Source organism: Comamonas testosteroni ATCC 11996 (assembly GCF_000241525.1).
Lineage (GTDB): Bacteria > Pseudomonadota > Gammaproteobacteria > Burkholderiales > Burkholderiaceae_C > Comamonas > Comamonas testosteroni.
Window position 1 is genome coordinate 382,600 of record NZ_AHIL01000002.1, and the last position, 24,456, is coordinate 407,055.

Annotated in this window: 22 protein-coding genes; 11 read left to right on the plus strand and 11 right to left on the minus strand. The window is 64.5% G+C overall.

Annotation, left to right across the window (positions count from 1 at the left end; all coding sequences use genetic code 11):
- Positions 1-2: 2 nt before the first annotated feature.
- From CTATCC11996_RS01665 to CTATCC11996_RS01675, 3 genes are all read right to left on the minus strand, one after another.
- Complete coding sequence (locus CTATCC11996_RS01665; RefSeq protein WP_003072293.1) at positions 3-737, minus strand: SOS response-associated peptidase; 735 nt, start codon at positions 735-737, stop codon at positions 3-5.
- A 4-nt stretch (positions 738-741) separates the two neighbouring features.
- A complete protein-coding gene (locus tag CTATCC11996_RS01670) occupies positions 742-1,482 on the minus strand; it encodes a 16S rRNA (uracil(1498)-N(3))-methyltransferase (RefSeq protein WP_003072295.1) in 741 nt (246 codons plus the stop codon).
- A gap of 194 nt (positions 1,483-1,676) precedes the next feature.
- Positions 1,677-2,783 (minus strand): aminoglycoside phosphotransferase family protein, encoded by a 1,107-nt coding sequence (locus CTATCC11996_RS01675; protein ID WP_003072298.1) that lies wholly within the window; start codon positions 2,781-2,783, stop codon positions 1,677-1,679.
- Positions 2,784-3,026: 243 nt separating this feature from the next.
- Here CTATCC11996_RS01675 and CTATCC11996_RS01680 point away from each other — a divergent pair, with 243 nt between their 5' ends.
- From CTATCC11996_RS01680 to rsmA, 3 genes are all read left to right on the plus strand, one after another.
- Complete coding sequence (locus tag CTATCC11996_RS01680) at positions 3,027-5,372, plus strand: LPS-assembly protein LptD (protein WP_236597917.1); 2,346 nt, start codon at positions 3,027-3,029, stop codon at positions 5,370-5,372.
- A gap of 14 nt (positions 5,373-5,386) precedes the next feature.
- Positions 5,387-6,814 (plus strand): peptidylprolyl isomerase, encoded by a 1,428-nt coding sequence (locus CTATCC11996_RS01685; protein WP_003072303.1) that lies wholly within the window; start codon positions 5,387-5,389, stop codon positions 6,812-6,814.
- 102 nt (positions 6,815-6,916) lie between these two features.
- Positions 6,917-7,678, plus strand: a complete 762-nt coding sequence (gene rsmA / locus CTATCC11996_RS01690) for a 16S rRNA (adenine(1518)-N(6)/adenine(1519)-N(6))-dimethyltransferase RsmA (protein ID WP_003072305.1) — start codon at positions 6,917-6,919, stop codon at positions 7,676-7,678.
- A 62-nt stretch (positions 7,679-7,740) separates the two neighbouring features.
- On the opposite strand, the gene aptA is transcribed toward rsmA, so the two are convergent.
- Both aptA and CTATCC11996_RS01700 read right to left on the minus strand, forming a co-directional pair.
- Positions 7,741-9,096, minus strand: a complete 1,356-nt coding sequence (gene aptA, locus CTATCC11996_RS01695) for an omega-aminotransferase AptA (protein WP_003072307.1) — start codon at positions 9,094-9,096, stop codon at positions 7,741-7,743.
- Between the two features lie 338 nt (positions 9,097-9,434).
- Positions 9,435-9,689: a DUF2061 domain-containing protein gene (locus tag CTATCC11996_RS01700; protein ID WP_003072311.1), complete on the minus strand. Its 255-nt coding sequence runs from the start codon at positions 9,687-9,689 to the stop codon at positions 9,435-9,437.
- Positions 9,690-9,886: 197 nt separating this feature from the next.
- On the opposite strand from CTATCC11996_RS01700, the gene CTATCC11996_RS01705 reads away from it, so the two are divergent.
- The 3 genes from CTATCC11996_RS01705 (at position 9,887) to CTATCC11996_RS01715 (ending at position 12,026) form a co-directional block, all read left to right on the plus strand.
- Positions 9,887-10,399: a GNAT family N-acetyltransferase gene (locus CTATCC11996_RS01705; RefSeq protein WP_003072315.1), complete on the plus strand. Its 513-nt coding sequence runs from the start codon at positions 9,887-9,889 to the stop codon at positions 10,397-10,399.
- Between the two features lie 26 nt (positions 10,400-10,425).
- Complete coding sequence (locus tag CTATCC11996_RS01710) at positions 10,426-10,983, plus strand: NUDIX hydrolase (RefSeq protein WP_003072317.1); 558 nt, start codon at positions 10,426-10,428, stop codon at positions 10,981-10,983.
- 146 nt (positions 10,984-11,129) lie between these two features.
- Positions 11,130-12,026: a DMT family transporter gene (locus CTATCC11996_RS01715; RefSeq protein ID WP_034347943.1), complete on the plus strand. Its 897-nt coding sequence runs from the start codon at positions 11,130-11,132 to the stop codon at positions 12,024-12,026.
- Between the two features lie 22 nt (positions 12,027-12,048).
- Here CTATCC11996_RS01715 and CTATCC11996_RS01720 read toward each other — a convergent pair whose 3' ends face one another.
- Positions 12,049-12,969: a LysR family transcriptional regulator gene (locus tag CTATCC11996_RS01720; RefSeq protein WP_003072320.1), complete on the minus strand. Its 921-nt coding sequence runs from the start codon at positions 12,967-12,969 to the stop codon at positions 12,049-12,051.
- Positions 12,970-13,140: 171 nt separating this feature from the next.
- Between CTATCC11996_RS01720 and CTATCC11996_RS01725 the strand changes: the two genes are divergently transcribed.
- From CTATCC11996_RS01725 to CTATCC11996_RS01740, 5 genes are all read left to right on the plus strand, one after another.
- Complete coding sequence (locus tag CTATCC11996_RS01725) at positions 13,141-14,151, plus strand: Bug family tripartite tricarboxylate transporter substrate binding protein (protein ID WP_034347944.1); 1,011 nt, start codon at positions 13,141-13,143, stop codon at positions 14,149-14,151.
- 125 nt (positions 14,152-14,276) lie between these two features.
- The gene (locus CTATCC11996_RS01730) at positions 14,277-15,893 is read left to right on the plus strand and encodes a gamma-glutamyltransferase family protein (RefSeq protein WP_003072324.1); all 1,617 of its coding nucleotides are present in this window, start codon (positions 14,277-14,279) and stop codon (positions 15,891-15,893) included.
- A 215-nt stretch (positions 15,894-16,108) separates the two neighbouring features.
- Complete coding sequence (locus CTATCC11996_RS01735; RefSeq protein ID WP_003072326.1) at positions 16,109-17,032, plus strand: RNA polymerase sigma-70 factor; 924 nt, start codon at positions 16,109-16,111, stop codon at positions 17,030-17,032.
- A gap of 7 nt (positions 17,033-17,039) precedes the next feature.
- The gene (locus tag CTATCC11996_RS25670; RefSeq protein WP_155278085.1) at positions 17,040-17,216 is read left to right on the plus strand and encodes a hypothetical protein; all 177 of its coding nucleotides are present in this window, start codon (positions 17,040-17,042) and stop codon (positions 17,214-17,216) included.
- Between the two features lie 53 nt (positions 17,217-17,269).
- Positions 17,270-17,767: a carboxymuconolactone decarboxylase family protein gene (locus CTATCC11996_RS01740; protein WP_003072330.1), complete on the plus strand. Its 498-nt coding sequence runs from the start codon at positions 17,270-17,272 to the stop codon at positions 17,765-17,767.
- A 17-nt stretch (positions 17,768-17,784) separates the two neighbouring features.
- Here CTATCC11996_RS01740 and CTATCC11996_RS01745 read toward each other — a convergent pair whose 3' ends face one another.
- The 5 genes from CTATCC11996_RS01745 to CTATCC11996_RS01765 form a co-directional block, all read right to left on the minus strand.
- Positions 17,785-18,768, minus strand: a complete 984-nt coding sequence (locus CTATCC11996_RS01745) for a Bug family tripartite tricarboxylate transporter substrate binding protein (protein ID WP_003072332.1) — start codon at positions 18,766-18,768, stop codon at positions 17,785-17,787.
- A gap of 91 nt (positions 18,769-18,859) precedes the next feature.
- Positions 18,860-20,068, minus strand: a complete 1,209-nt coding sequence (gene tcuB / locus CTATCC11996_RS01750; protein WP_003072334.1) for a tricarballylate utilization 4Fe-4S protein TcuB — start codon at positions 20,066-20,068, stop codon at positions 18,860-18,862.
- Between the two features lie 3 nt (positions 20,069-20,071).
- A complete protein-coding gene (gene tcuA / locus CTATCC11996_RS01755) occupies positions 20,072-21,523 on the minus strand; it encodes an FAD-dependent tricarballylate dehydrogenase TcuA (protein ID WP_003072336.1) in 1,452 nt (483 codons plus the stop codon).
- 293 nt (positions 21,524-21,816) lie between these two features.
- Positions 21,817-23,202, minus strand: a complete 1,386-nt coding sequence (locus CTATCC11996_RS01760) for a GntP family permease (RefSeq protein ID WP_003072338.1) — start codon at positions 23,200-23,202, stop codon at positions 21,817-21,819.
- Between the two features lie 312 nt (positions 23,203-23,514).
- Positions 23,515-24,453, minus strand: coding sequence for a LysR family transcriptional regulator (locus tag CTATCC11996_RS01765; RefSeq protein ID WP_003072340.1), 939 nt, complete (start codon positions 24,451-24,453; stop codon positions 23,515-23,517).
- Positions 24,454-24,456 lie beyond the last annotated feature (3 nt).

Genomic DNA, 24,456 nt, shown 5'->3' on the forward strand with positions numbered 1-24,456 from the left:
GATCACAGCAGGGGCGGCGGCTGCTTGCGGCCTTTTTCCACGGGGTTGGCGCGCAGCTTTTCCGCAGGGTAGGGGCGCAGAAACTCCTTGGCCTTGTTCACCTTGGCATTGAGCCAGGCGTCGTATGCGCCTTCGTTGAGGATGGCTGGCATGGCCTTGTCGTTGCCGGGCTGGCCGTAGCGGTTCATCAGCGCATGGGCATTGGCATTGATGGTGATGAGGGCGTAGCTGACGATGACCTCGCCGTCCTCGCCCACCCAGCGTGCCCAGACACCGGCGGCGCCCATGGGCTGGTTGTCCACACGGGTGATGCGGGTGGGCAGGGGCTTGCCGGGGCGCAGGTCGTCGACCTGAAAGGCCTGCATGGGCACGATGCAGCGCTGGCCAGCCAGCCAGGCATCGCGAAACGCCGTTCCCGTGGTCAGATTGTCTATCTTCGCATTCACCAGCTTGAGTGCGCGCAGGCGGCCGTCAGACGCGGATTTGACCCAGTGCGGCACCAGGCCGAAGCTGGCGGGCACCAGCACACGTTCCACCGGCAGTGCAGGCGCTCCTTCTTCGGGAGCTGTAAACGTTCGGCCGTGCAGTGCTGCGGAGGATTCTGCGGCTGCATTGACGATGATGAGACCCATGCGCCGCGGGGTCAGTACGGCCTCGGGCAGAGACTCGGGAGCCTCCACGCGAAAGTTCTGCAGATAAAACTCGGGCTTGGCCAGAGAGAGGTGACAGCTGCTCATTGATTTACTCCAGGGCCAGCAGGGACAGGGTGGCAACAGATGCCGTTTCGGCGCGCAGCACGCGGGAGCCGAGGCTGGCAGGTTTCCAGCCCTGCTCCAGGGCCCAGTCTTCTTCCTGGGCGGTCAGGCCCCCTTCGGGGCCATGCAACACCCAGACTGCCTGGGCATCGCCGGCGGCGGCGCGCAGCGGCTGATTGCCCTCGCGCAGCGACAGCACCAGACGCGCTGCGTCGGCCGCAGGCGCTTGCTTGCTGCGCAGCCAGTCGGCCAGCGACAGTGGGGCATGAATCACGGGCACCTGGTTGCGCCCGCATTGCTCGCAGGCCGAGACGGCAATCGATTGCCAGCGCTCGATCTTCTTGTCGGCGCGATCGCCCTTGAGCTTGAGTACGCTGCGAGCCGCCATCACGGGCTGAATGCTGGCAACGCCCAGCTCGGTGGCTTTTTCCACCAGCCAGTCCATGCGCTCGTTGGCGGGCATGCCCACGACGAGGTGAATGGCACGGGCGGCTTCACGCTCGACCGGACTGTGGCTGTCCACGCGCACGCCGACATCGCTGCGGCCCATATGGGTGATAGTGGCTTGAAACTCGCCACCGGTAAAACCGTTGCCGGTCTGGCCCTCAAACAGGGTGATGACATCGCCGGGCTGGTGGCGCAGCACCTGCACATGGCGGGCAGCACCTGCAGGCAGGTCCAGCTCATTGCCGATGTGCAGTGGAATAGGGCAGTGATAGCGCGGCATAGGGAAAAATTCAGGGTTCGTGATTCATGGTGCCACGCAGAGTCCGTAGCTCGCAAAACTGGCGCTGAATCACCTCAGGGACGCCAAGCAAGGGCCTAGGCGGCCCCACCGCCCCGCAGCGAGGGCGTCGTCCCCCTCCCGCATTGCGAAGCAAGGCGAGAGAGGGGGAAGCGGCAAAGCCGCTCAGGGGGTATTTACATTCTTCCGTAGGCATAGCCCACCTGCGTCTGGATACCCTCGATCTCGTCGATCAATTTGAGGAACGGGCCCAGCGCGCGGTAGCGGTTGCAGGTGGAGCGGATGTAGTGGATGAAACGAGGCGTATCGGCCAGATACTTGGGCTTGCCGTCGCGCAGCGTCAGGCGCGCAAAGATACCCGCAACCTTGAGGTGGCGCTGCAGACCCATCCATTCGACCCCACGGTAGAACTCGCCGAAGTCATCACCCCAGCCGCTGGCGCTGTTGGCGCCCACCAGGCCGGCCTTGCGGGCCTTTTCCCAGTAACGGATGGTGATGTCGATGATGAAATCCTCTTCCCAGCTGATGAAGGCATCGCGCAGCAGGCTGGCGATGTCATAGGTGACGGGGCCGTAGACGGCATCCTGGAAGTCCAGCACGCCCAGCGGCGCGCCGCTTGCCACAGGCTGCATCAGGTTGCGCATCATGAAATCGCGGTGCACATAGACGCTGGGGGCTTGCAGATTATGGGTGACGATCTGATCGAAGGCCTTGCCGAGCAGGGCCTGCTGCTTGTCGTCCAGCGTGAACTGACGGTGCTTGGCGATGTACCAGTCGGGAAACAGCTGCAGCTCGCGGCGCAGCAGCGCTTCGTCATAGAGAGGCAAGCTGCCAGTATTGCCGGCCTTGGAGGCCAGTTGCCAGTCCAGCAGGACCTCGATGGCGGAGCGGTACCAGGCTTCGGCATCCTGGGGCTTTTCGGGGTTCAGAGCCTCGATGACGGTCTGACCTCCCAGGTCGCTCAGCAGCATGAAGCCGTGGCCGGCATCCCAGTCCAGAATCTGCGGCACGCACAGGCCGGCCTGGTTCATCAGGCCCTGAACCTTGGCAAAAGGCGCGCAGTCTTCCTTGTCGGGCGGCGCGTCCATGACGATCAGGCTGCTGCCATCGCTGCGATCCAGACGCAGATAGCGGCGAAAGCTCGCATCGGCCGAAGCGGGGCGCAGGGTTGCGGGAAGCAGCTGGTGCTTTTGAGCCAGCGGTGCCAGCCAGGCGTCGAATGCGGCGTGGCGGGCAGAATCTGCCCAGGCAACGCCAACTGTGGGGGTGATAGGAGCGGTCATGGATAATCGGATTTTACAAACCGATGCCGCCGCATCTGTGGACAGTGGTGCTAGGCTCTCGGTTTTCTGTTGACGTGTGCCTGGGCACGCGCGCTTTTGACGTTCAAGATCATCGTGCAATCCCCATCCCATCCGCGAGATTTCCTACCTGCCTGCCCTGCCCGTTCGACGCGTGCGGGGGCTGCTCGGCCGGTGATTCGTCCTCTGGCATGGGCTGTGGCACTGGCATGGGCGGGTGCTGGCATGCAGGCCTATGCCCAGTCGACTGAAACGACAGCATCGTCCTCCGCCAACGTTGCGGGCGAGTTGCCCGCGCTGCAACTCAAGTCCAGCAGCCTGTTGCAGGAGAGCTATCCTCAGGAAGTGCGCGACCAGCAGCCCACCTATATCAAGGGTGATAGCCTGTCCGGCCAGCCCGATCTCAAGGCCTCGGTCCATGGCGAGGCCGAGCTGCGCCGCGGTGACACCATGATCCGAGCGGACAAGCTCGACTATGCGGTGCCGGACGACAGGATCAACGCCGTGGGCGCGGTCCACATCAACCAGGCCGGCAATGTCTATGAGGGAACAGCGCTGGACCTGCAGATGGATGCCTTCAAGGGCCAGTTCGACAATGCCAACTATCGCTTTCTGGCCACGGGCGGCCATGGCGAGTCCTCGCGCGTGGACTTTATCGACAAGGATCGTTCGGTCGTCCATGACGCCACCTACACCACCTGCCAGCGTGATGACGAGGCCAGCTGGGAGCCGAGCTGGGTGCTCAAGGCCAAGACCATTCACCTGGATATGGACGAAGACGTGGGCGTGGCCGAAGGCGCCAGACTGCAGTTCAAGGGCGTGACCGTTCTTCCCGTGCCGCGCATGAGCTTTCCGCTCTCGGACAAGCGCAAATCGGGCCTGCTGCCGCCCATGATCGGCATGGACAAGCTCGGCGGCATCGAGTATTCGCAGCCCTATTACTGGAATATCGCTCCCAATCGCGATATGACCATCACGCCCACTCTGATGACCAAGCGCGGCGTGAACCTGACGGGGCAGTTTCGCTATCTGGAGCCCAGCTATTCGGGCGAGACCTATGCCAGCTACATGCCGGGCGACAATCTGCGCAACCGTGATCGCTGGGGCTATTCCTGGCAGCATCGCACGACCATTGATACACCGGTCGGCGGCCTGGGGCTGAGCCTCAATCTGAACCGCGTCAGCGACGGTGATTACTGGCGCGACTTCCGTCTGGCTCCTATGGCGCTGCGTCAGCGTCTGCTGCCCAGCACGGCCAATCTGAGCTGGGCCAAGGGCGATGGGGTGCTGAGCCTGAATGTGCTGCGCTATCAGGTGCAGCAGGATGTGACTTCGCCGATTGCGCCGCCCTACAGCATGATGCCGCAACTGCTGTACCGCTATACGCCGCTGGACCTGCCCCATGGGCTGGATTTCTCCGTGGTGGCAGACACCACGCGTTTCGAGCTGATACGCCCCATCACGGGGCAGGTCGGCAACAACGGCCAGCGCAGCTATGTGCAGGCGCAGCTGAGCCGGCCATTCCTGTCTCCCGGCGCCTTCATCACGCCCAAGCTGATGCTGCATACCTCCATGTATCAGACCGATCAGCTGATGAGCAACGGCAGCAAGAGCGCCAACCGGACCTTGCCCACCTTCAGCCTGGACAGCGGCCTGATCTTCGAGCGCGACACCTCCTGGTTCGGCAAGAATCTGCTGCAGACCTTCGAACCCCGCGCCTTCTACACCTATACGCCCTATCGCGACCAGAGCATGCTGCCGCTCTACGATACGGGTCGCAGCGATTTCAACTTCGCGAGCATTTTTTCCGAGAATGACTATATCGGTCAGGACCGCATTGCCGACAACCACCTGATGACGCTGGGCGCAACCTCGCGTTTCATCGACCCTGAGAGCGGCGCCGAGAAGCTCAAGTTCGCCGTGGCCCAGCGCGTTCGCCTGTCAGATCAGCGCGTGCTGCTGCCCGGTGAGGTGGCTGCTACCAGCAAGTTGTCCGATATCCTGCTGGGTGCAGCCTTCAACTGGACCGACAAGTGGTCGCTGGAAGGCACGACCCAGTACAACAAGGACTTGAACCGCACGGTGCGTACCACGGCCACGGCGCGTTACAGCCCGGGCAACTATCGCACCTTCAACATCGGCTATCGCACGCAGCTGGATACGGTCACCAAGAAACCCTCCAGCGAGCTGGTGGATGTGGGCTGGCAATGGCCCATCAACGACCTCTGGGGTGACAAGGGCAAGGATCTTGGCGCCGGTCGCGGTCAGGGCGGCGGCCGCTGGTACGCCGTGGGCCGCCTCAACTACTCCATCAAGGACAACAAGCTGGTGGATACCGTGGTCGGCCTGGAGTACGACGGTTGCTGCTGGATTGGCCGTGTGGTGCTGGAGCGCCTGCAAAGTTCGGTCGTCCAGTCCAATCTGCGTCTGCTGTTCCAGATGGAGTTCGTGGGCTTCTCGCGCCTGAGCTTTGGTGCCGACCCCACCTCCAGTCTCAAGCAGAATGTGCCGCGCTACCAATATTTGCGTGAGGCGGTGACTCCGCCCAGCCGCTTTACCAATTACGATTAATCAAGGCTTTTTTCATGCGTTTTTTCTCCAAGACATCCAATGCATGTGCTGTTGCCGTGGCACTGGCTGTAATGGCTGCCGGTGTGCAGGCCCAGGGCCTGAAGAGCCCCGGCAGCAAGGCCAAGGCTGTCAATGACCCCTCCATCTCGCGCGCATTGGAGGCTACGGCCCAGCCCTCGGGGCGTCAGGCTCCGGCAGCCGCACAGGGTGTTCGCTCGGCCGACTACATCGTGGCCGTGGTCAATTCCGAGCCCATCACCAACAACGAAGTGCGTGCGCGCATGGAGCGCGTGGCGCAGAACGTGACCGAGCAGGGCGGGCAGCTACCCTCCCAGAGCGAGCTGGCCCGCCAGGTTCTGGAGCGCCTGATTGTCGAGCGCGTGCAGTTGCAGGAAGCCAAGGACACGGGCATCAACATTGACAACATGACGGTCGATCAGGCCGTGACCAATGTGGCACGTCAGAACAATACCGACAAGGCCGGCCTGGTGTCGCGCCTGAAGGCCGAAGGGATTTCCGAAGCGCAGTTCCGTTCGGAGATCCGCAACCAGATGCTGATGCAGCGCGTGCGCGAGCGTGATGTGGACGGCCGCGTCAAGGTCACGGAAGCCGACATCGATCGCTATCTCAAGGAGCAAAAGCGCCCCGGCGATGCGGCGGCGGGTGCCGCAGCCAATCTGGGCCATATCCTGATCACCGTGCCGGAAAACGCCAGCCCTGCCGTGGTGGCGGAGCGCGAAGCCAAGGCCAGGCAGGCTGCAGAAGCGGCGCGCAAGAACCCCGACTTCATCGCTGCCGTGCGTGAGTTCTCGGATGTGCCCAATGGCCAGGGCGGCGGCGCCATGGGTATGCGCCCTATGAGCGATTATCCCGAGCTGTTTTCTCAGCAGGTGGGTAACGCGGCAGTAGGCGCCATCGTCGGTCCGTTTCGTTCGGGCGCTGGTTTCCACGTGCTCAAGGTGCTGGAGAAATCTCAGGCCGGAGCACCTGTATACATCACGCAGAACCACGCACGCCATATTCTGCTGACCGTAGGCAATGGCATGACCGAAGCCCAGGCTGCCAAGCGTCTGGAGGACTACAAGCGTCGTGTTGAATCCGGTCAGGCCACCTTCCAGCAACTGGCCCAGGAGTTCTCCAAGGACGGCAGCGCGCGCAATGGCGGTGATCTGGGCTGGTCCTCGCCCGGCCAGTTCGTGCCCGAGTTCGAACGCGTGCTCGACAACCTGCAGCCGGGCCAGATCAGCAACCCCGTGGTATCGCGTTTCGGCGTGCACCTGATCCAGCTGATCGAGCGCCGCCAGGAAAAGCTCACCGAGCGCGAGCAGCGCGAAATGGTGCGCAACGTGGTGCGCGAGCGCAAGGCCGAGCAGGACTACGAAACCTGGCTCAAGGAACTGCGCGGCAAGGCCTTTGTGGAATACCGCGAGCCACCTCAATAAGCCCATTCAATCCGCTTGAAGTGCCCGGTAATGTCATCATTGCGCACCGGGCATCGGAGCTCCCCCCATTCCAAGCGGTGCCCAGGCACCGCTTTCGCATTCATGAAACATATTCCCCGCAAGCGCTTTGGCCAGAACTTTCTGACCGACGGCGCCATCATCGACAACATCGTCCAGGCCATCGATCCCAAGGCGGGCGAACCCATGGTCGAGATCGGCCCTGGTCTGATGGCGCTGTCGCAGCCCCTGGTCGAGCGCCTGGGCAAGCTCACCGTGATCGAGCTGGACCGCGACCTGGCGGCCCGTCTGCGTCTGCGCGACGATCTCGACGTGGTCGAGTCCGATGTGCTCAAGGTGGACTTCCGCGCGCTGGCCGCACGTCTGGGCGTGGCCAAGCTGCGCGTGGTCGGCAACCTGCCCTACAACATCTCCAGCCCCATTCTTTTCCATCTGCTGGAGCAGGTGGATGTGGTGCAGGACCAGCATTTCATGCTGCAAAAGGAAGTCATCGACCGCATGGTGGCCGACGCTGGCACCTCGGCCTATGGCCGTCTGTCGGTGATGCTGCAGTGGCGCTACGCCATGGAGGATGTGCTGTTCGTGCCGCCTGGCAGCTTCAATCCGCCTCCCAAGGTCGATAGTGCCGTGGTGCGCATGATTCCGCGCGAGCAGCCTGCGGATCTCGATCCCAAGCTGCTGGAAGAGCTGGTGCAGGTCGCTTTCAGCCAGCGCCGCAAGATCCTGCGCAACACCCTGGGCAAGTGGCTGGAAGCCAAGGGCTTTGCCGGCGAGTTCGACCTGCAGCGCCGTGCGGAAGAAGTGCCGGTCGCCGAATTCGAAGCTCTGGCGGCACAGCTTTCCTGAATTTAAATAAAAATATATCAATCGCTAGCTGAGTAAGCGATTGATGCTACTGATTTAATAGTTCAGTCAGTGGCCTGCAGCGCATCGCCCAGTGCATTGATCAGCCGCTCGATCTCGGCCTGCTCGCTGATGAAGGGCGGTGCCAGCTGAATCGTGTCGCCGCCATAACGCACGTAAAAGCCGGCCTCCCAGCATTTCATGGCGATCTCGTAAGGGCGCCTGGCGGGCTCGCCAGGCAGTGATGCAATCGTGAGGCCTGCCGCCAGGCCGATATTGCGGATGTCCAGCACATGCCTGGCGCCTTTGAGGCTGTGCACGGCCTGCTCGAAAAAGGGGGCCAGCGCGCGCACGCGGCCCGGGCCGTCTTCGCGCTCCAGCAGATCCAGTGCTGCAATGGCTGCCGCACAGGCCACGGGATGGGCCGAATAGGTATAGCCGTGGGCAAATTCCAGCATGTACTGAGGCCCTCCGGCCGCCATGAACTGCTCATAGATGGTGGGGGTGACCACGCAGGCTCCCAGCGGCTGGGCGCCGTTGCTGACCTGCTTGGCGATATTCATGATGTCCGGCGTCACGCCAAAGGCCTCGGCCGCCGTCATCGCGCCGAGGCGGCCAAAGCCCGTGATGACCTCGTCGAAGATCAGCAGGATGTCGTGCTGAGTGCAGATTTCGCGCAAACGCTGCAGATAGCCAGCGGGCGGAATCACCACCCCGCCCGAGCCTGACATGGGCTCCACGATCACGGCGGCGATATTGCTGGCGTCATGCAGGGCGATCAGATCGAGCAGCCGGTCTGCCAGGGCACGGCCATCGGTCTTGGGCTGACCCTTGAAGAACGAACCCGGTGGCGGCTGAGTGTGCGGCAGATGGTCGGCTTCGACCCCTTGGCCGAACATCTTGCGGTTGCCCCCCATGCCGCCTACCGAGATACCGCCGAAGTTCACGCCGTGATAGCCCTTCTCGCGCCCGATCAGCCGGGTCTTGCTGCCCTGGCCCCTGGCGCGCCAGTAGGCGCGCGCCATCTTCAGCGAGGTGTCGGCCGCTTCCGATCCCGAGCCGGTGAAGAACACATGTTCAAGCCCCTGGGGCATCAGCGCCACGATGCGGTTGGCAAGCTCGAACGAGGCAGGGTGGCCGAACTGGAAGGCGGGAGAGTAGTCGAGCTGCAGCGCGGCTTGGCCAATGGCCTCGGCGATCTCGCGGCGGCCATGGCCCAGCCCCGAGCACCACAGGCCCGAGAGGCCGTCGAAAATGCGCCGGCCATCGGCATCGCTGTAGTAGGCGCCTTGGGCGCCCGTGATGATGCGGGGCCTGGCCTTGAAGTTGCGATTGCCGGTGAACGGCATCCAGTGGGCGCTCAGCCATTGCTCGTCGTGGCGATTGAGGTCTGCGGATGTCTGGCGGTCTGCAAGCTGCATGGGAACTCCTTGGATTCCCGGCCATTGTTGGCCTTGAGGCCGGTTTGGCAAATAGCCGCAAACCCATGGGCGAGAGTCCGAACGGGCATGTTCTGCATGACTTATCCACAGACGCCGCTGGTTTTGTAGAGCTGATCCCCTATGACTTCCAGTCGTGAGTTGTCAAAAAAACCAGAAAAATCCTGGGATGCGCAATATTTATTAATGGCTTATGCAAAGGCTTGTGCACATGATTTCTACAGATCATGAAGATGGCCGTTGCAGTCGCCCAGCGTGGCCAGGGAGCGCAACAGCCATTGCGCAAAAGTGGCGGGGTGGTCGGTGTTCATAGGCGGCTCTCAGGCGCTCAGCGCTTGTCCATCAAGCACCTGTTGCTCACGCTTTTTCAGGCGGCGCTCCCAGACTTTTTCATGGAAGAAGAAGGCAAAGGCCTGTACCGTGGGCTCCAGCAGGCTCAGCGTCAGCGAGGCAATCAGATTGCCGGTCACGGCATAGGCGACGCAGGCGGCCACGGTGATGTGGATCACGTAGTAACTGGCAGTCTTGGTCAGCGTGAGCTGGTTCTGGCGCAATGTCTTTATCAAGCGTGTCATCTGTTTCTCCCTGAGCGATGAATGAATGGTAAGGAGGAGGGCGATGAATCTCCAATTGAGAATCATTACCATTGCGATAGTGCCTACAGGCTGCTGCGAGATGAGCGGCTTGCTAAGCTGTGTGCTGGAATTTGATTGAAATTGGCTGTCAGCCATTGACTGATAAGCGTTGACAGCTATTGATTTGAGAGTTTTTGATGCCGGAGTCGATGCCAATCCAGCTGCGCGCGCTGGGCGTGGATGATGTGGATGCCCTGCTGCGCATACAGGAGCATTGCTATGGCGCGGACTTTGCCGAGCCGCGCGAGGTGTTTGTGCGCCGTTTGCGCACCGCCGGGCATTGTTCCTGGGCGGCCGAGCAAGGGGGCGAGCTGGTGGCCTATCTGGCCGCCTACTGGTCGCGCCCCGGGGCCATCACGCCACTCAATGGCGACTTTGCCGAATATGACGACGCCAGCGTGCTCTATCTGCACGATATGGCCGTGTCCGAGGCCGGTGCCGGCCAGGGCCTGGCGCGGCGCATGGTGCAGGCCCTGAAGGCGCAGGCCAGAGCACGCGGCGTGCAGCGCACGGCACTGGTTTCGGTGCAGGGCTCACGGCTTTACTGGGAGCGTCAAGGCTATGTGGTCGAATCCGTGACAAATGCTGCGCAGCAACAACATTTGGACAGTTACGGCGAAGGAGCGCTCTATATGGTGGGATTTATCTGACACATCGTCGGGTTGGGACAAGGATAATGCCCGCCATGCCCAATCGCTGGAAACCCAATGTGACTGTCTCGGCCATCATCGAACGCGATGGCCGTTTTTTGCTGGTGGAAGAACAAACGGCGGATGGACTGCGTCTGAACACGCCGGCCGGTCATCTGGACCCTTCCGAAAGCCCTGTCGATGCCTGTGTGCGCGAAGTCATGGAAGAGACGGCCTACAGCTTCACGCCCACGGCTCTGGTCGGCATCTACATGAACCGTTTTGTGCGCACGCGCACGGGATCGGACATCACCTATCTGCGCTTTGCCTTCACGGGCGATCTGGGCATGCACCATGCCCAGCGCCATCTGGACGACGGCATCGTGCGCAGCGTCTGGCTCTCGCTCGACGAGCTCAAGGCCACCGAGCATCTGCACCGAAGCCCCATCGTGCTGGAGTCGGTGGGCGATTATCTGGCCGGCCAGCGCTATGACATAGGTCTGATCCATGCCGATGCCAGCATCTACAAGGTGCCGCAGCTCACGCGCCCGGTACCTGAAGAGGCCGGTGCGACACTGGACGATGTGCTGGTGCAGGTTCACTGATTTCTGCGACGACTTACGCAAAATGGGCTCAGGCAAGACGACTGCCTCATGAGGCAGGCCGTCATTGCATTTTCGCTTGCGTAAGTCCTATCTGCATGCAGCAGTTGTGACTGGCGTGCAGGCCGGGGCTGTGCACAATGCCCTGTATGTCTGTAGCCAGCCTGATCCGACTCATGGCACTGGCCGCCCTCTGGGGCGGCAGTTTTTTATTCATGCGCGTGGCCGTACCCCATCTGGGGGCTGTGCCCACGGCCGTGGGGCGCGGCCTGTTTTCGGCGCTGGGCCTTGGCGCGGCGCTGTTTGCCATGGGCTACCGGCCCAGGCCGGGGCGCTATCTGTGGCCCTTGCTGGGGCTGGGCGTCATCAATTCCGGCATCCCCTTTCTCATGTACGCGCTGGCGGCCCAGGTGCTGCCATCGGGCTATAGCGCCATCTTCAATGCCACCACGCCGCTGGTTGCCACCGTGGTGGGAGCGCTGGTGTTTGCCGAGGCGATCACGCCCGCGCGTGTGGCTGCCGTGCTGCTGGGGATTGGCGGCGTGGCGGTGCTGGCCCAGGCCGGGCCGCTGGATCTCAGCACAGCCGTGCTGGGCGGTATGGCGGCCTGTTTTGTGGCCACGGTCTGCTATGCGTTTTCCAGCTATCTGACGCTCAGGCTGGCCGGTGCCAATGCGTCTGTGGACACGCGCGCTGCCGTTTTCATCAGCCAGCTGGGCGCGTTGATGGTGCTGACGCCGGCGCTGCTCATCGACATCGCGCTGGAGCCCGGCATGCTGGCCAGGCTGCAGGCCGCGCCGCTGCTGGCATGGGGCAATGTGGCATTGCTGGGCCTGTTGAGCACGGCTCTGGCCTATGTGCTGTATTTCCGGCTGATTGCCGACGAAGGTCCGCAAAAGGCGCTGACCGTGACCTTCATCGTGCCCGTGTTTGCCGTGCTCTGGGGCTGGGCCCTGCTCGATGAGTCCTTGACCGCAGCTCATGCCATGGGGGGCGGGCTGATTGCGCTGTCGCTCTGGCTGGTGCTGCGCCCCAAGGCGGATTGAGTCGGCGCTAGCGGTTGCTGTATCACCAGGCCGCGGGCAGGCGAAGCTGCAAAAGCTCCAGAAAGGACTGCGCTGCATGCGGCAGCGTGCGGCCGGCCAGGGTCTGCACCTCGATATCGCGCAGATCCATGCCGCGGTCGCTGAGCGCAACGGCCACGAGTGCTCCTGTGGCCACCATGTCGCGGGCGGCGATTTCGCTGGCCACGGCAACCGCCATGCCCTGGGCCGCAAAGTTCAGCAGCGTCTTGCCGTGGTTGCTCTCCAGGGCCGGCGCCAGCATCAGTCCCTGGCGGCTGCAGGCTGCGTCCAGCAGTTGGCGCACGGCCGTGCTGGGCGGCGTCAGTGCCAGCGGATAGCGCACCAGCCTGGCCAGTGCCACGCTGCGCTCCTGCGCCAGTTCATGGCCGGATGCCACCAGCGCCAGCACGGGCGCGGCCACGCGGCAGGCGACGGCGATGCCGGGCTCGGGGGCCCGGCTGAAACACAGGCCTATGTCGGCGATGCCGGTGCGCACGGCGCCGGAAACCTCGTGTGTGGGAAGCACTGTCACCTCGAAGACGATGCCGCTGTGCTGGCGCTGGAAGGCCGCGCACAGGCGCGGCAGGAATTCGCTGGCGAAGGCATCGGAGCTGGCAATGCGCACCTTGCCGCTGCGCAGGCCCTGCAAGGCCTTGATCTCGTCCAGCGCGCGCTCGGCGTCCAGCCCTGCACGGCGCGCATGATCGGCCAGGATCTCGCCGGCGGCGTTGAGCACCATGCCGCGCGGGTGGCGCTCGAACAGCGGCGTGCCCAGGCGCGCTTCCAGCGCCGCGATCTGGCGGCTGATGGCCGAGGCCGCCACATGCAGTCTGGCCGAGGCCTCGCTCAGCGAGCCGCATTGCGCGACTTCGTGGAAGTAGCGCAGCGCGGTGTCTTGCAGCAGCAGATGGCGGGACTCGGGCATGGCAGTCGGTGAAAGCAAATCGCCATTGTGCTCGGTTTGCCGTTTTGGCAACGATGGTTTGCAAATTTGCCGATAGCGGCAAATGCCTCGGCTTTTTAAGATGTCCCGTTCGATGGTTGCCGGGCAGCGGCGCCCCCTTTCGAACAAGCTGCCATTTCACCGGGAGTTGCCATGCGGGCACGGTTTACTGTTTCAACGACGCGCCGACAGTGGCTCCAGGCCGCTGCGGCCGTGGCCGGCGGCTTGCTGGCCTTGCCGGCCCTGGCCCAGGGCGAGGCCGCCTGGCCCGGCCGACCGGTGCGGGTGATCGTGCCGTTTCCGGCCAGCGGCGCTACCGATCTGGTGGCACGCGTGATCGCGCAGCGTGTGTCGCAGGAGCTGGGCCAGCAGCTGGTCATCGACAATCGGCCCGGCGCTGGCGGCACCATAGGCACGGCCGAGGCCGCCAAGGCGGCGGCCGACGGCTACACGCTGCTGTTCACCACCAACAGCACGCATGCGATTTCGCCGCATCTGATGCCCAGGCTGGCCTACAAGGCAGACAAGGACTTCAGTCCCATCGCGCATACGGCGGACGCGGCCAGCGTGCTGCTGGTCACGCCCTCGCTGCCGGTCAAGAGCGTGCAGGAGCTGATCGCCTATGCCAGGGCCAACCCCGGCAAGCTGAACTACGCCACCAGCGGCAACGGCACCATCGTGCACCTGAACACCGCCGCCTTTGCCGCCCAGGCCGGCATACAGCTCGCCCATGTGCCCTACAAGGGCACCGCGCAATCGATCACCGATCTGGCGGCAGGTCAGGTGCATCTGCTGTTCGACTCCATTCCCACGGGCATGCCCCATGTGGCCAGCGGCCGCCTGCGCGCCCTGGCCGTGACCGGCGACAGGCGCAGCACGCTGGCTCCGAATCTGCCCACGGTGGCCGAATCGGGCCTGCCAGGCTATTCCTCGGTCACCTGGTTCGGCCTCTATGGCCCGGCCGGCATGAAGCCAGAGCTGGTCGGCAGGATCAACCAGGCCTTCAACCGCGCCATCCAGAATCCCGAGGTGATCGCCAGCCTGGCCAAGCAGGGCGTGGAGCCCGCCAAGCCGCAGACGCCAGGACAGTTCGCCGCCATGGTGCAGGCCGACAGCGCACGCTGGGCCAAGGTCATCCGGGACAACCACATTACATTGGAATAAAGCACCCCCTGAGCCGCTTCGCGTCTTCCTCCTCTCTCGCTGCGGGGCGGCCCTTGCTCGGCGTGCGTCGAAGGGGTGCGCCAGTTTTAAGCGCGGCGCCCATGAATCACTGATCGGACTTAGATATGACCAACCTCGTCAAGGACTGGACGCTTCCCTATGCCTCGCACCGCTCGCCGGTGCTGGGGCGCAATGTGGTCAGCACTTCGCAGCCGCTGGCCGCGCAGGCGGGCCTCTCCATGCTGCTGGCAGGCGGCAACGCCGTGGACGCGGCGCTGGCCGCGGCGATGACGCTCACGGTGGTCGAGCCCACGGGCTGCGGCATCGGCAGTGACGGCTTTGCCATCGTCTGGGACGGCAAGGAGCTGCATGGCCTCAACGCCTCGGGCCGCTCGCCTGCGGGCTGGACGCCCGACTACTTTGCCCAGCTGGGCGGCATTCCGGAAAAGGGCTGGAATGCCGTGACCGTGCCCGGCGCCGTGTCGGCCTGGGTGGCGCTGTCCAAGCGTTTCGGCAAGCTGCCCTTTGCGCAGGTAGCCCGGCCTGCGATCGACTATGCACGCAGCGGTTTCGCGGTCTCGCCCACGATTGCCACGCTGTGGGAGCTGGGCGGCAAGAAGCTGGGCGACCAGCCCGGCTTTGCCGAGTGCTTTCTGCCAAGCGGCCGCGCTCCCCGGGCCGGTGAGGTGTTCAGGAGCGAAGCCCATGCGCGCACGCTGGAGGAGATTGCCCAGACCCTGGGCGAGTCCTTCTACCGCGGCGCGCTGGCCAGGAAGATGGCCGAGCATTCACGGGCCTGCGGCGGCGTGATGAGCGAGCAAGACCTGGCCGCGCACCAGGCCGACTGGGTGGGAACGGTGTCGCAGAAGTTCGGCGATTCTGTGATCCACGAGATACCGCCCAACGGCCAGGGCATTGCCGCGCTGATGGCGCTGGGCATGCTGGACGAGCTGGGTGCGGGGGGCGCTCCGATCGGATCGCAGCCGCTGGACGGTGTGGATAGCGTGCATCTGCAGATCGAGGCCATGAAGCTGGCCTTTGCCGACCTGCACCAGTACAACGCCGACCTGGACCATATGCGCGTCACCCCCGCCCAGTTGCTGGACCGCGACTACCTGCGTGAACGCGCCCAGCTGATAGACCGCGAGCAGGCCAGCGCACCCACCTACGGCGCACCCCGGCCCGGCGGCACGGTCTATCTGGCGGCAGCCGATGCCAGCGGCATGATGGTCTCCTTCATCCAGTCCAACTACATGGGCTTCGGCTCGGGCGTGGTTGTGCCGGGCACGGGCATCAGCCTGCAGAACCGCGGCCACGGCTTTACCACCGAGGCTGGCCATGCCAACCAGGTCGGCCCGCGCAAGCGTCCCTCGCACACCATCATTCCGGCCTTTGCCATGCATGCCGACGGCACGCCGCAAATGGCGTTCGGCGTGATGGGCGGCCCCATGCAGAGCCAGGGCCATCTGCAGATGGCCCTGCGCGTGCTGCGCTACGGCCAGAACCCGCAGGCTGCGGCCGATGCACCACGCTGGCGCGTGACCGGCGGCAAGGGCGTGGCCGTGGAGCCGTCCTTCGATGCAGCCGTCGTTGAACAGCTGCGCGCACGCGGCCATGAGGTCAGCGTCGAGGCCGGCCACGGCGTGTTCGCCTTTGGCGGCGCCCAGCTGGTGCTGCGCGACGGCGAGCACTACATCGCGGGCTCCGATCCGCGCAAGGATGGGTGCGCGGTGGGGTATTGAGGTCCCCCCTGAGCTGCTGCGCAGCTTCCCCCGAGGGGCGACGTGCAACGGGACGACACCTTCGGTGCGGGGCGGCCCTTCCTCCGTGTCTCTGGCTTGGGGCGCGCCGGTTTTAAGCTTGGCGCGTTGTCACAAAAGCTGCGTGTTCTGCGTCTAAGGCCTGGTGCCTGTCACACTGGGTGGCTGGCCCCTGGCCTATTTGCAGGAGACATCACGTGAGCCCCACTTCCCACACTGCGCCGCCCGCCGATGCGGGACTGCAGGATTTCGAGCGCCATCGTCCCCGCCTGTTCGGGCTGGCCTATCGCATGCTGGGCCAGCGGGCCGAGGCTGAGGATCTGGTGCAGGATGTCTGGCTGCGCTGGCAGGACAGCGAGCGCACCTCCATTGTCCAGCCCGAGGCCTGGCTGGTGACCACGGCCACGCGGCTGGCCATAGACCGGCTGCGGCGCCTGCGCGTGGAGCGCGAGCACTATGCGGGTTTCTGGCTGCCCGAGCCGCTGGTCCAGCCCTGGACCGAGGCCGCTCCCTCGGCCGAGGAGCTGCTGGAGCAGGCCCATGATGTCTCCACGGCGCTGCTGTTCGTGCTGGAGCAACTGACGCCCGAGGAGCGCGCAGCCTTTTTGCTGCGCGAGGTCTTCGATGCCGACTACGCCGAAGTGGCCCAGGCGCTGGGCCGCAGCGAGGCCGCCTGCCGTCAGCTGGTGCACCGCGCGCGCTCCCATGTGAAGGCCGGACGGCCGCGCTTCGAGGCGCCCGCACAAGCCCATGCCGAGCTGCTGCGCCGCTTTGCCCAGGCGGCGCGGGGCGGCGATCTGGCGCAGATCCAGGCGCTCTTCGCGCCCGACGCCGCGCTGATCAGCGACGGCGGCGGCAAGGTGGCATCCTTTGGCCGCGTGCTGGAGACCGGGCGCCGCCTGGCGCTGCTGTACTTCGCCATGGCCCGGCGCCTGCGCCGCGACGGGCAGGAGCAGACCCTGCATCTGGCGCGGGTCAATGGCCTGCCGGGTCTGGTGCGCTGTGTGGACGGCCAGGTGGAGTCGGTGCAGACGCTGCTGGTCGAGGACGGACTGATCCGGCGCATCTACACGCTGCGCAATCCGGACAAGCTGACCCGCGTGTTGGTGCCGGCTGCCTGATTGCCTGATGGGCGATGCCGTCGTAGAAGGAGAAAAAACAATAGCTGTTACCTCATGTCAATCAATAGATTCAGATAGTTTTATTGCTGAGTTTGTTTATTACATGTCGATAGCAGCTATGTTTATTGATTGTCCGGTGATGGATGACGATGCCTGTCACAAACCGCGCCGCTGCCGCGTCTAAGAGGTATGGGCCGGCCGCAGGGGCGGGCCTGCAATGCCTCAAGGAGTATTCACATGGCCGACATCGCCAACCCCACCGCCAACCCTATCGCCATCCCCACGCCGCGCCTGGACTTCCGTGCGCTGGCCCCCGAGCTCTACAAGGCGCAGGCCGGCCTCAACGCCCAGATCGCGCGCTCCAGCCTCGGTGTGCAGTTGCTGGAGCTGGTCTATCTGCGCGTCTCGCAGATCAACGGCTGCGCCTTCTGCGTGGACATGCATGTGCGCGAGCTGCTCTCGCGCGGCGAGGACCTGCAGCGCATCAACAGCGTGGTGGTCTGGCGCGAGGTGGACTTCTTCGAGATGCGCGAGCGCGCCGCGCTGAACTGGGCCGAGCGCTGCACCCAACTGAGCCAGGCCCACCCCGGGCCGCAGGACTTTGAGGCCCTGCGCCCCTACTTCAGCGAGCGCGAGATCGTGGAGCTCAGCTACGCCATCGGCTGTATCAATGTCTGGAACCGTCTGTGCGTGGGCTTTGCGGCGCCGGTGGAGAAGAAGCCCATCACTGTCTGAACACCGGCGCACCGCCCTTAGTTCTGGGTGATCTTGCGTTCCTTGACCACCTTGCCCCATTGCTCGTATTCCTTCTTCATGAAGGCCGCGAACTCGGCCCGCGTCGTGGGCTGGGGCGTCAGGCCGTGGACCTTGAGCGCTTCGGCCACGCCGGGGTCCTTGAGCACCTTGACGATCTCCAGGTTCCAGCGGTCCAGCACGGGCGTGGGGGTCTTGCCGGGGGCGACGAAGGCATACCAGTTCAGCGCCTCGAAGCCGGGGAAGCCCGCTTCGGCCACGGTGGGAATATTGGGCATGTAGGCGGGGCGCGTCAGCCCGGTGGTGGCCAGCGGAATCAGCTTGCCGGTCTCGACATGCGGCAGGGCCGTCGGGGGCGCGGCAAAGTAGGAGGTGACGCGTTCGCCCAGCAGATCCTGCAGGGCCGGTGCGCCGCCCTTGTAGGGCACGTGCACCATCTCCACGCCGGCGCGCTGGTTGAACAGCTCGCCCGCCAGGTGCGAGGCCGATCCCGCGCCGGTCGATGCATAGTCCACGCTGCCGGGGCTCTTCTTGGCCTTGGCCACGAACTCGGCCAGGTTCTTCACGCCCGCGCCCTTGTGCACCACCAGCACATTGGGGAAGTTCACGCCGCCCGAGATGGGTGCCAGGTCGGTGAAGGGGTTGTAGCCCACCTTCATGATGTGGGGCGCAATCGTCAGCGGGCCGATGGAGCCGAACAGCAGCACCGAACCGTCGGTCGGGGCCTTGGCCACGAACTGATGGGCGATATTGCCGCCCGCGCCGCCCTTGTTGTCCACCACTACGGTCTGGCCGATGTTCTCGCCCAGCTTCTTGGCAATCATGCGCGCCGCCGCGTCGGCGGCGCCACCAGCGGCAAAGCCCACGACCAGGGTCACGGGCTTGTTGGGCAGCCAGTCGGGTGCGGCCTGTGCTGCCGAGCCCAGGCTCAGCAGGGAGGCGGCCACGGCCGTGGCGCGCAGGAAATGGCGTTTGTTCATCATGGGATGTCTCCTTGGTCGGAAAGGAATGCCGGTATTCCGGCTGATTTTTCTGAAAGCAGGCACGGCGGGCGTGCCTGTCATGGGGCTTCGCTCAATCGGCGCCCAGGCCGATGGGGCTGGGCTCGCGCTTTTCGGTGTTGTGGCGCAGCAGCGCAGCCGTGCGGAACACGCCGTGGGCAAACTTGCCGTAGGGCAGGGTGGCAAACAGCGCAATCACGGCGCCCAGGTGCAGGCACAGCAGCAGTGCCAGCGCCGGCGTGGCGCGGCCCAGCCATAGCGCGAGGCCGCTTGCGGCCACCAGGAACAGCAGGGCGATGAAGCCGAGGTCCATGGGCTTTTGCTTGGCGTCGCCATGCAGCGGGTGACGCGCGCGGTTCAGCATCCAGAGGCCGGCCGTGCCGATCATCAGGCTCACGCCGCCCAGGGCGCCCAGAATCTTGGGCAGGCTGGGCAGCTCGTAGGGAGCGGGCAGATCGAAGACATAGTGATAGACCGTGGCCAGACCAGTGGCCGCGAAGCACAGCATGAAGCCGTAGAAGGTCAGGTGGTGGAAGCGGCGACGCTTCAAGGTGTACTCGTCGTCCTCGTTGTGGCAGCCGTCACCGTGGCCACCGTCCAGGTATTTCAGGCGCAGCACGTCGTGCGTGGCTTCGGCAGCGGCGGGGCCGCTGACATCCACATTGCTGGTGGCGGGCTTCACATCCTTCCAGAAGCGGCGCACGCCCATGAACAGCGCGAAGACCACGAACAGAAAGACCGGCGCAAAGATGCCGACCAGCAGGTTGTGCGGGAACAGGTTGTAGAAGTTGTTGCCCAGATTGCCGCTCCACAGCTGGCCAATGCCGCCTTGCGCCGCGACGGCCAGCGCCAGGAACAGGAAGAGGCCGGCGACCAGTGCCAGGGACAGGGTCAGGCCGTTCTTCTGGTACAGCTTGCCCATGGCGGGCGGCCAGGCATAGTCGGCATAGGTCTGGCCGCGCACTTCGGCCATGGCCTTGGGAATGTTGATGCCGAACTCGTGCGGCGGCGCGTACTGGCAGGCGTGCAGGCAGGCGCCGCAGTTGTGGCAGAGATTGGCCAGGTAATGCACATCGGCCTTGCCGAACTCCAGACGGCGCGTCATGGCCGGGAACACGGCGCAGAAGCCTTCGCAGTAGCGGCAGGCATTGCAGATCTGCATCACGCGCGCGACTTCGTCTTCGGCGGCGGTTTCCGTCGGTGCAGGAATGATGGGGATGACCTTGCCGGTGGCCAGGGTCTGGGCTTCCTTGCCCAGTTCTTGCAGGGATTGGATGCTCATGATTCAGACCTCGTCCTTTACGGCGCCATGGATAGCGGGTTTGCCGGCAGCCGCGAGAGCAGCATTGCGTCCGGCAATGCGGCCAAAGGCTGTGCCGATCGACATGCCCACACCGGCGGTGTAGCCCTTGCCCAGCACATTGCCGGCCATCATTTCGCCGGCCACGAACAGGTTCTGGCTGGGTTGATCGTTGAAGCGCACGGCGGACGTGTCGTCCACCTTCAGGCCCAGATAGGTGAAGGTCACGCCGGGGCGCAGTGCGTAGCCGTAGTAGGGGCCGGTGTCGAGCGGGCGCGCCCAGTGCGTCTTGGCCGGAGCCAGGCCTTCGGTATGGCAGTCGTCCAGCGCGGTATGGTCGAAATGGCCGACCTTGCAGCTGCCGTTGTAGGCGTCGAGCGTGGCCATGAAGGTGTCCACGTCCAGACCCAGCTTCTGTGCCAGCTCGGGTAGCGAGTCGGCCTTTACGCCGGGGAACACCGGCGGCATGAAGCGGCCTATGGCCTTGCTGTCGATGATGGAGTAGGCCGTCTGGCCGGGCTGCTGGGCCACCAGACGGCCCCAGATCGCATAGCGCTTGGGCCAGAAGTCCTCGCCCTCGTCATAAAAGCGCTTGGCATCGCGGTTCACCACCACGCCCAGCGAGACGCAGTCGATACGCGTGCAGATGCCGCCGTCGTACAGCGGAGCGCGGGCATCGATGGCCACCATGTGCGCCTGCGTGGGATCGCCCAGGCCGTCGGCCTGCTGCTCTTGCAGCATATGCTTGAGCAGCACGCCCTGGTTGAAGGCCGTACCGCGGATGATGAAGTTGTCGGCCGGCCACTCGCCGCGCTCGTTCTGGCCCCAGGCCTCGCGCAGCCATTCGCGGTTGGACTCGAAGCCGCCCGCTGCCAGCACGCAGCTCTTGGCCGTGATGCGCTGGCGCCCATCCTTGGTCTTGACCCAGGCAGCCAGGAACCGGCCGTTCTCGATTTCGAGCTTGTCCACGGGCGACTCGTAGCGGATTTCCACGCCCAGCTTTTCGGCGCTGCGGAAATAGGCATTCACCAGCGCCTTGCCGCCGCCCATGAAGAAGGCATTGGTGCGCGCCACATGCAGCGCGCCCGACAGCGGCGGCTGGAAGTGTACGCCATGCCTGCGCATCCAGTTGCGGCAGGTCGAGGAGGCCCGGATCACCATGCGCGCCAGATGCTCGTTCGTGATGCCGCCCGTGACCTTGAGCAAGTCCTGCCAGTACTCTTCTTCGGGATAGGCCTCGACCAGCACGTCCTGGGGCGCATCGTGCATGCAGCGTAGATTGCGGGTGTGGCCGGAGTTGCCGCCGCGCCATTCGCGCGGAGCGGATTCAAGCAGCAGCACGCGGCTGCCGGCTTCGCGCGCCATCAGCGCGGCGCACAGGGCGGCATTGCCACCACCGATGACGAGTACATCGGTGTCAAAGGCTTCAGTTTTCATGATGGGCTGCCACGGGGCGATGCCTGCAGCGGTTCAACGTGGGTGGATGTCCTCTGTCATTTCCGCTACCGGAGCGCGGTTGACAGGGTCAGATTGGAGTTGAACGCCACTGTAGTGAGCACCGCCTCACCCGTGCAGCGGGGCTAGGGGATGGGGGTATCACCAATCGTGATGGATGGCTTGTGCCGCAGGCCGAAGGCGGCGCGATGCGGCCTTGCGCCACGGCTTGCAACCCCGGAGGAAGGCACCGGGGCCGCTGCGCTGCAGCCCCGGTGTGGCCTGGACGACCGGCCTCAATGCACGGTGACGAGCGCGTTGAAGAGCAGCACCATGATCAGGCCCACCACGGCCACGATGGACTGCACGACCGAGATGGTCTTGGTGGCTTCGCCCATGGTCATGCCGAAGGACTCCTTGACCATCCAGAAACCGGCGTGGTTGGCATAGTTGAAGAACAGCGAGCCGCAGCCGATGGACAGGGCCAGCAGAGGCAGGTTCAGGCTGGGGTCGGCCCCCGCCAGCGGCGCCAGCAGGCCGGCAGCGCCCACGATGCCCACGGTGGCCGATCCGGTGGAGACGGACAGCAGCATGGCGATCAGCCAGCCCAGGATCAGCGGCGGGAAGGCGAACTGCTGGGTCAGATGGACGATGGCATCACCGACCTTGGCGCTGGTCAGCATCTGCTGGAAGGCGCCGCCGCCGGCAATGATCATGATGATGGAGGCAATCGGCTTGAGGCTCTTGCCCAGCGCGTCGCGCAGCTTTTCGGTATCGCCGCCACGGGCCATCACCAGGGCCACGATGGCGAACAGCACGCCCAGCAGCATGGCGATCAGGGGATTGCCCAGAAAGCTGGCCACATGCATGGCTGCCGCATCCTTGGGCAGCAGCATCTCGGCAACAGCGTGGATCAGCATCAAAATGGCGGGCAGCAGGGCCGCCAGCACGCCCAGGGCGATGCTGGGCTGCTGGCCGGCAGTGGCTTTCTCGGTGATGGTGAACTGGTCCAGCAAGGCCTGGTCGGGCTTGGTGCTCATGCGTGGGGCGATGAAGGCGCCATACAGCGGGCCACCGAGAACCATGGCCGGAATGGCGGCCAGAAAGCCGTACAGCATGGTCGGGCCGACCGTGGTCTTGAGGGTGGCGATGGCGGTCAGGGGGCCGGGATGGGGCGGAACCATGCCGTGCATGGCCGCCAGTGCCGAGATCACGGGCACGCCGACGTAGACATAGGCCGAGCCCTTGAAACGGGCCTGGCCTTCCAGCTTGCGCGCCACGCTGAAGATCAGCGGCAGCATGACGACCAGGCCGACCTCGAAGAACATCGGGATGCCGACGATGAAGGCCACCAGGGTCATGGCCCAGGGGATCATGCGATCGGAGGAGTGCCTGAGAATGGCTTCGGCGATCTGCTCGGTGATGCCGGCATCGGCCAGGATCTTGCCCAGCATGGCGCCCAGCGCGATCACGACGCCTACGGCGCCCAGCGTTTTGCCCGCGCCGTTGGTCAGCTGCTTGACGATGGTTTCCGGATCCATGCCGGTGGCAAAGCCGACGCCGACCGAGACGATGAGCAGGGCCAGCAGCGGGTGCAGCTTGATGCGTGAAACGATCAAGGCGACCAGCACCAGCACGCTGACCAGGGCGGTCAGCAGCAACTGAATATCGAGAGATGTCATAAATGAACCTTGGTTTTGGCTGGCTGTCCTGAAGCGCACTTCACATCCAGCACGAGGCAAGGCTCATATTAAAAAAGCGCACTCGCACCCGCTGTAGGCTGGCGCCGTCGGCGTGATGCAAGATGGATGTCGAGATGCGGCCCAGGGGGCGCAACAGCAATGTTGTAATGAAGATCTAGGTTTGCCATGAGGTATGAGCTTCACATGACAACAAAGTTGCTGTGGAAATTACGTAAGGACTGAGCCTTGATTTCCCGGCGTCGCCCATGGCCAGCCAGCTTCGCATTCATCCTCTGCCTGGAAGGCGGGGGCTCAATCCGTCAGCGATGCTCCCCGCCAGACTCCGGAATGCACCAGTTGCCTGGCGCAGTCCGTCAAGACAACGCGTGCCGCCAGGGCGGCGGGCGAGAGCTCGTCGTCCGACAGGCTGCACAGCGCGGCCTTGCGCCGCACCGAGTCATCGGCGATCTGGGACCACTGAAAACGCTCGGCTGCATCACGGTACATGCCCACGGCTGACCAGGGCTGGACCGTGGCGCCCATGCCGGCGTCGACCGCTTCCATCAGCAGGGTCAGCGAGTCGATCTCCATGGCCATCTGCGACTGGAAACCGGCACTGGTGAACGAGGCCATGATGGAGCTGCGCAGGCCGTGGCTGCCCGAGGGCAGGATCAGCGGCACCTGCTGCAGCTGCTCCAGGCTGATGGGCACTTCATGCCGAATCTGCGGTGCCACCGGTTGCTGGCGCGACTGGATCAGAAACAGCTGCTCTTCCAGCAGAGGCATCACGCTCCATCGCCGGGCGCTCTGAGTATCGAAAAGGATAGCCAGATCCAGCTGTCTGGCGTTGAGAAGACTCGTCAGATGCCCCGAGAGGGCTGACACCATGTGCAGCCTCACCTCGGGGTAGCGCTCGCGCATGGCACGCATCAGCGGCAGGCCCAGCACATTGGCAATCGTGGGGGACAGGCCCATGCTGACGGCACCCGATAGCCGCGCCTGCTGGGCCGCGTGAATGGCCTGCTGGGCATGGCGCAGGGTCAGCTGGGCCTGGTGGAAAAAGGCCTGGCCGGCCTCGGTGGGGATGACTCCGCGTGGTGTGCGCTGCAGCAGCCGGGTCGAGAGTTCGGACTCCAGGCGGCTGATCTGCTGGCTCAGCGCCGACTGCACCATGTCCAGATCCAGCGCTGCCCGGCTCATGGAGCCCAGTTCAACAATTCGTACAAAGTAGCGCAGCTGGCGCAGTTCCATGGC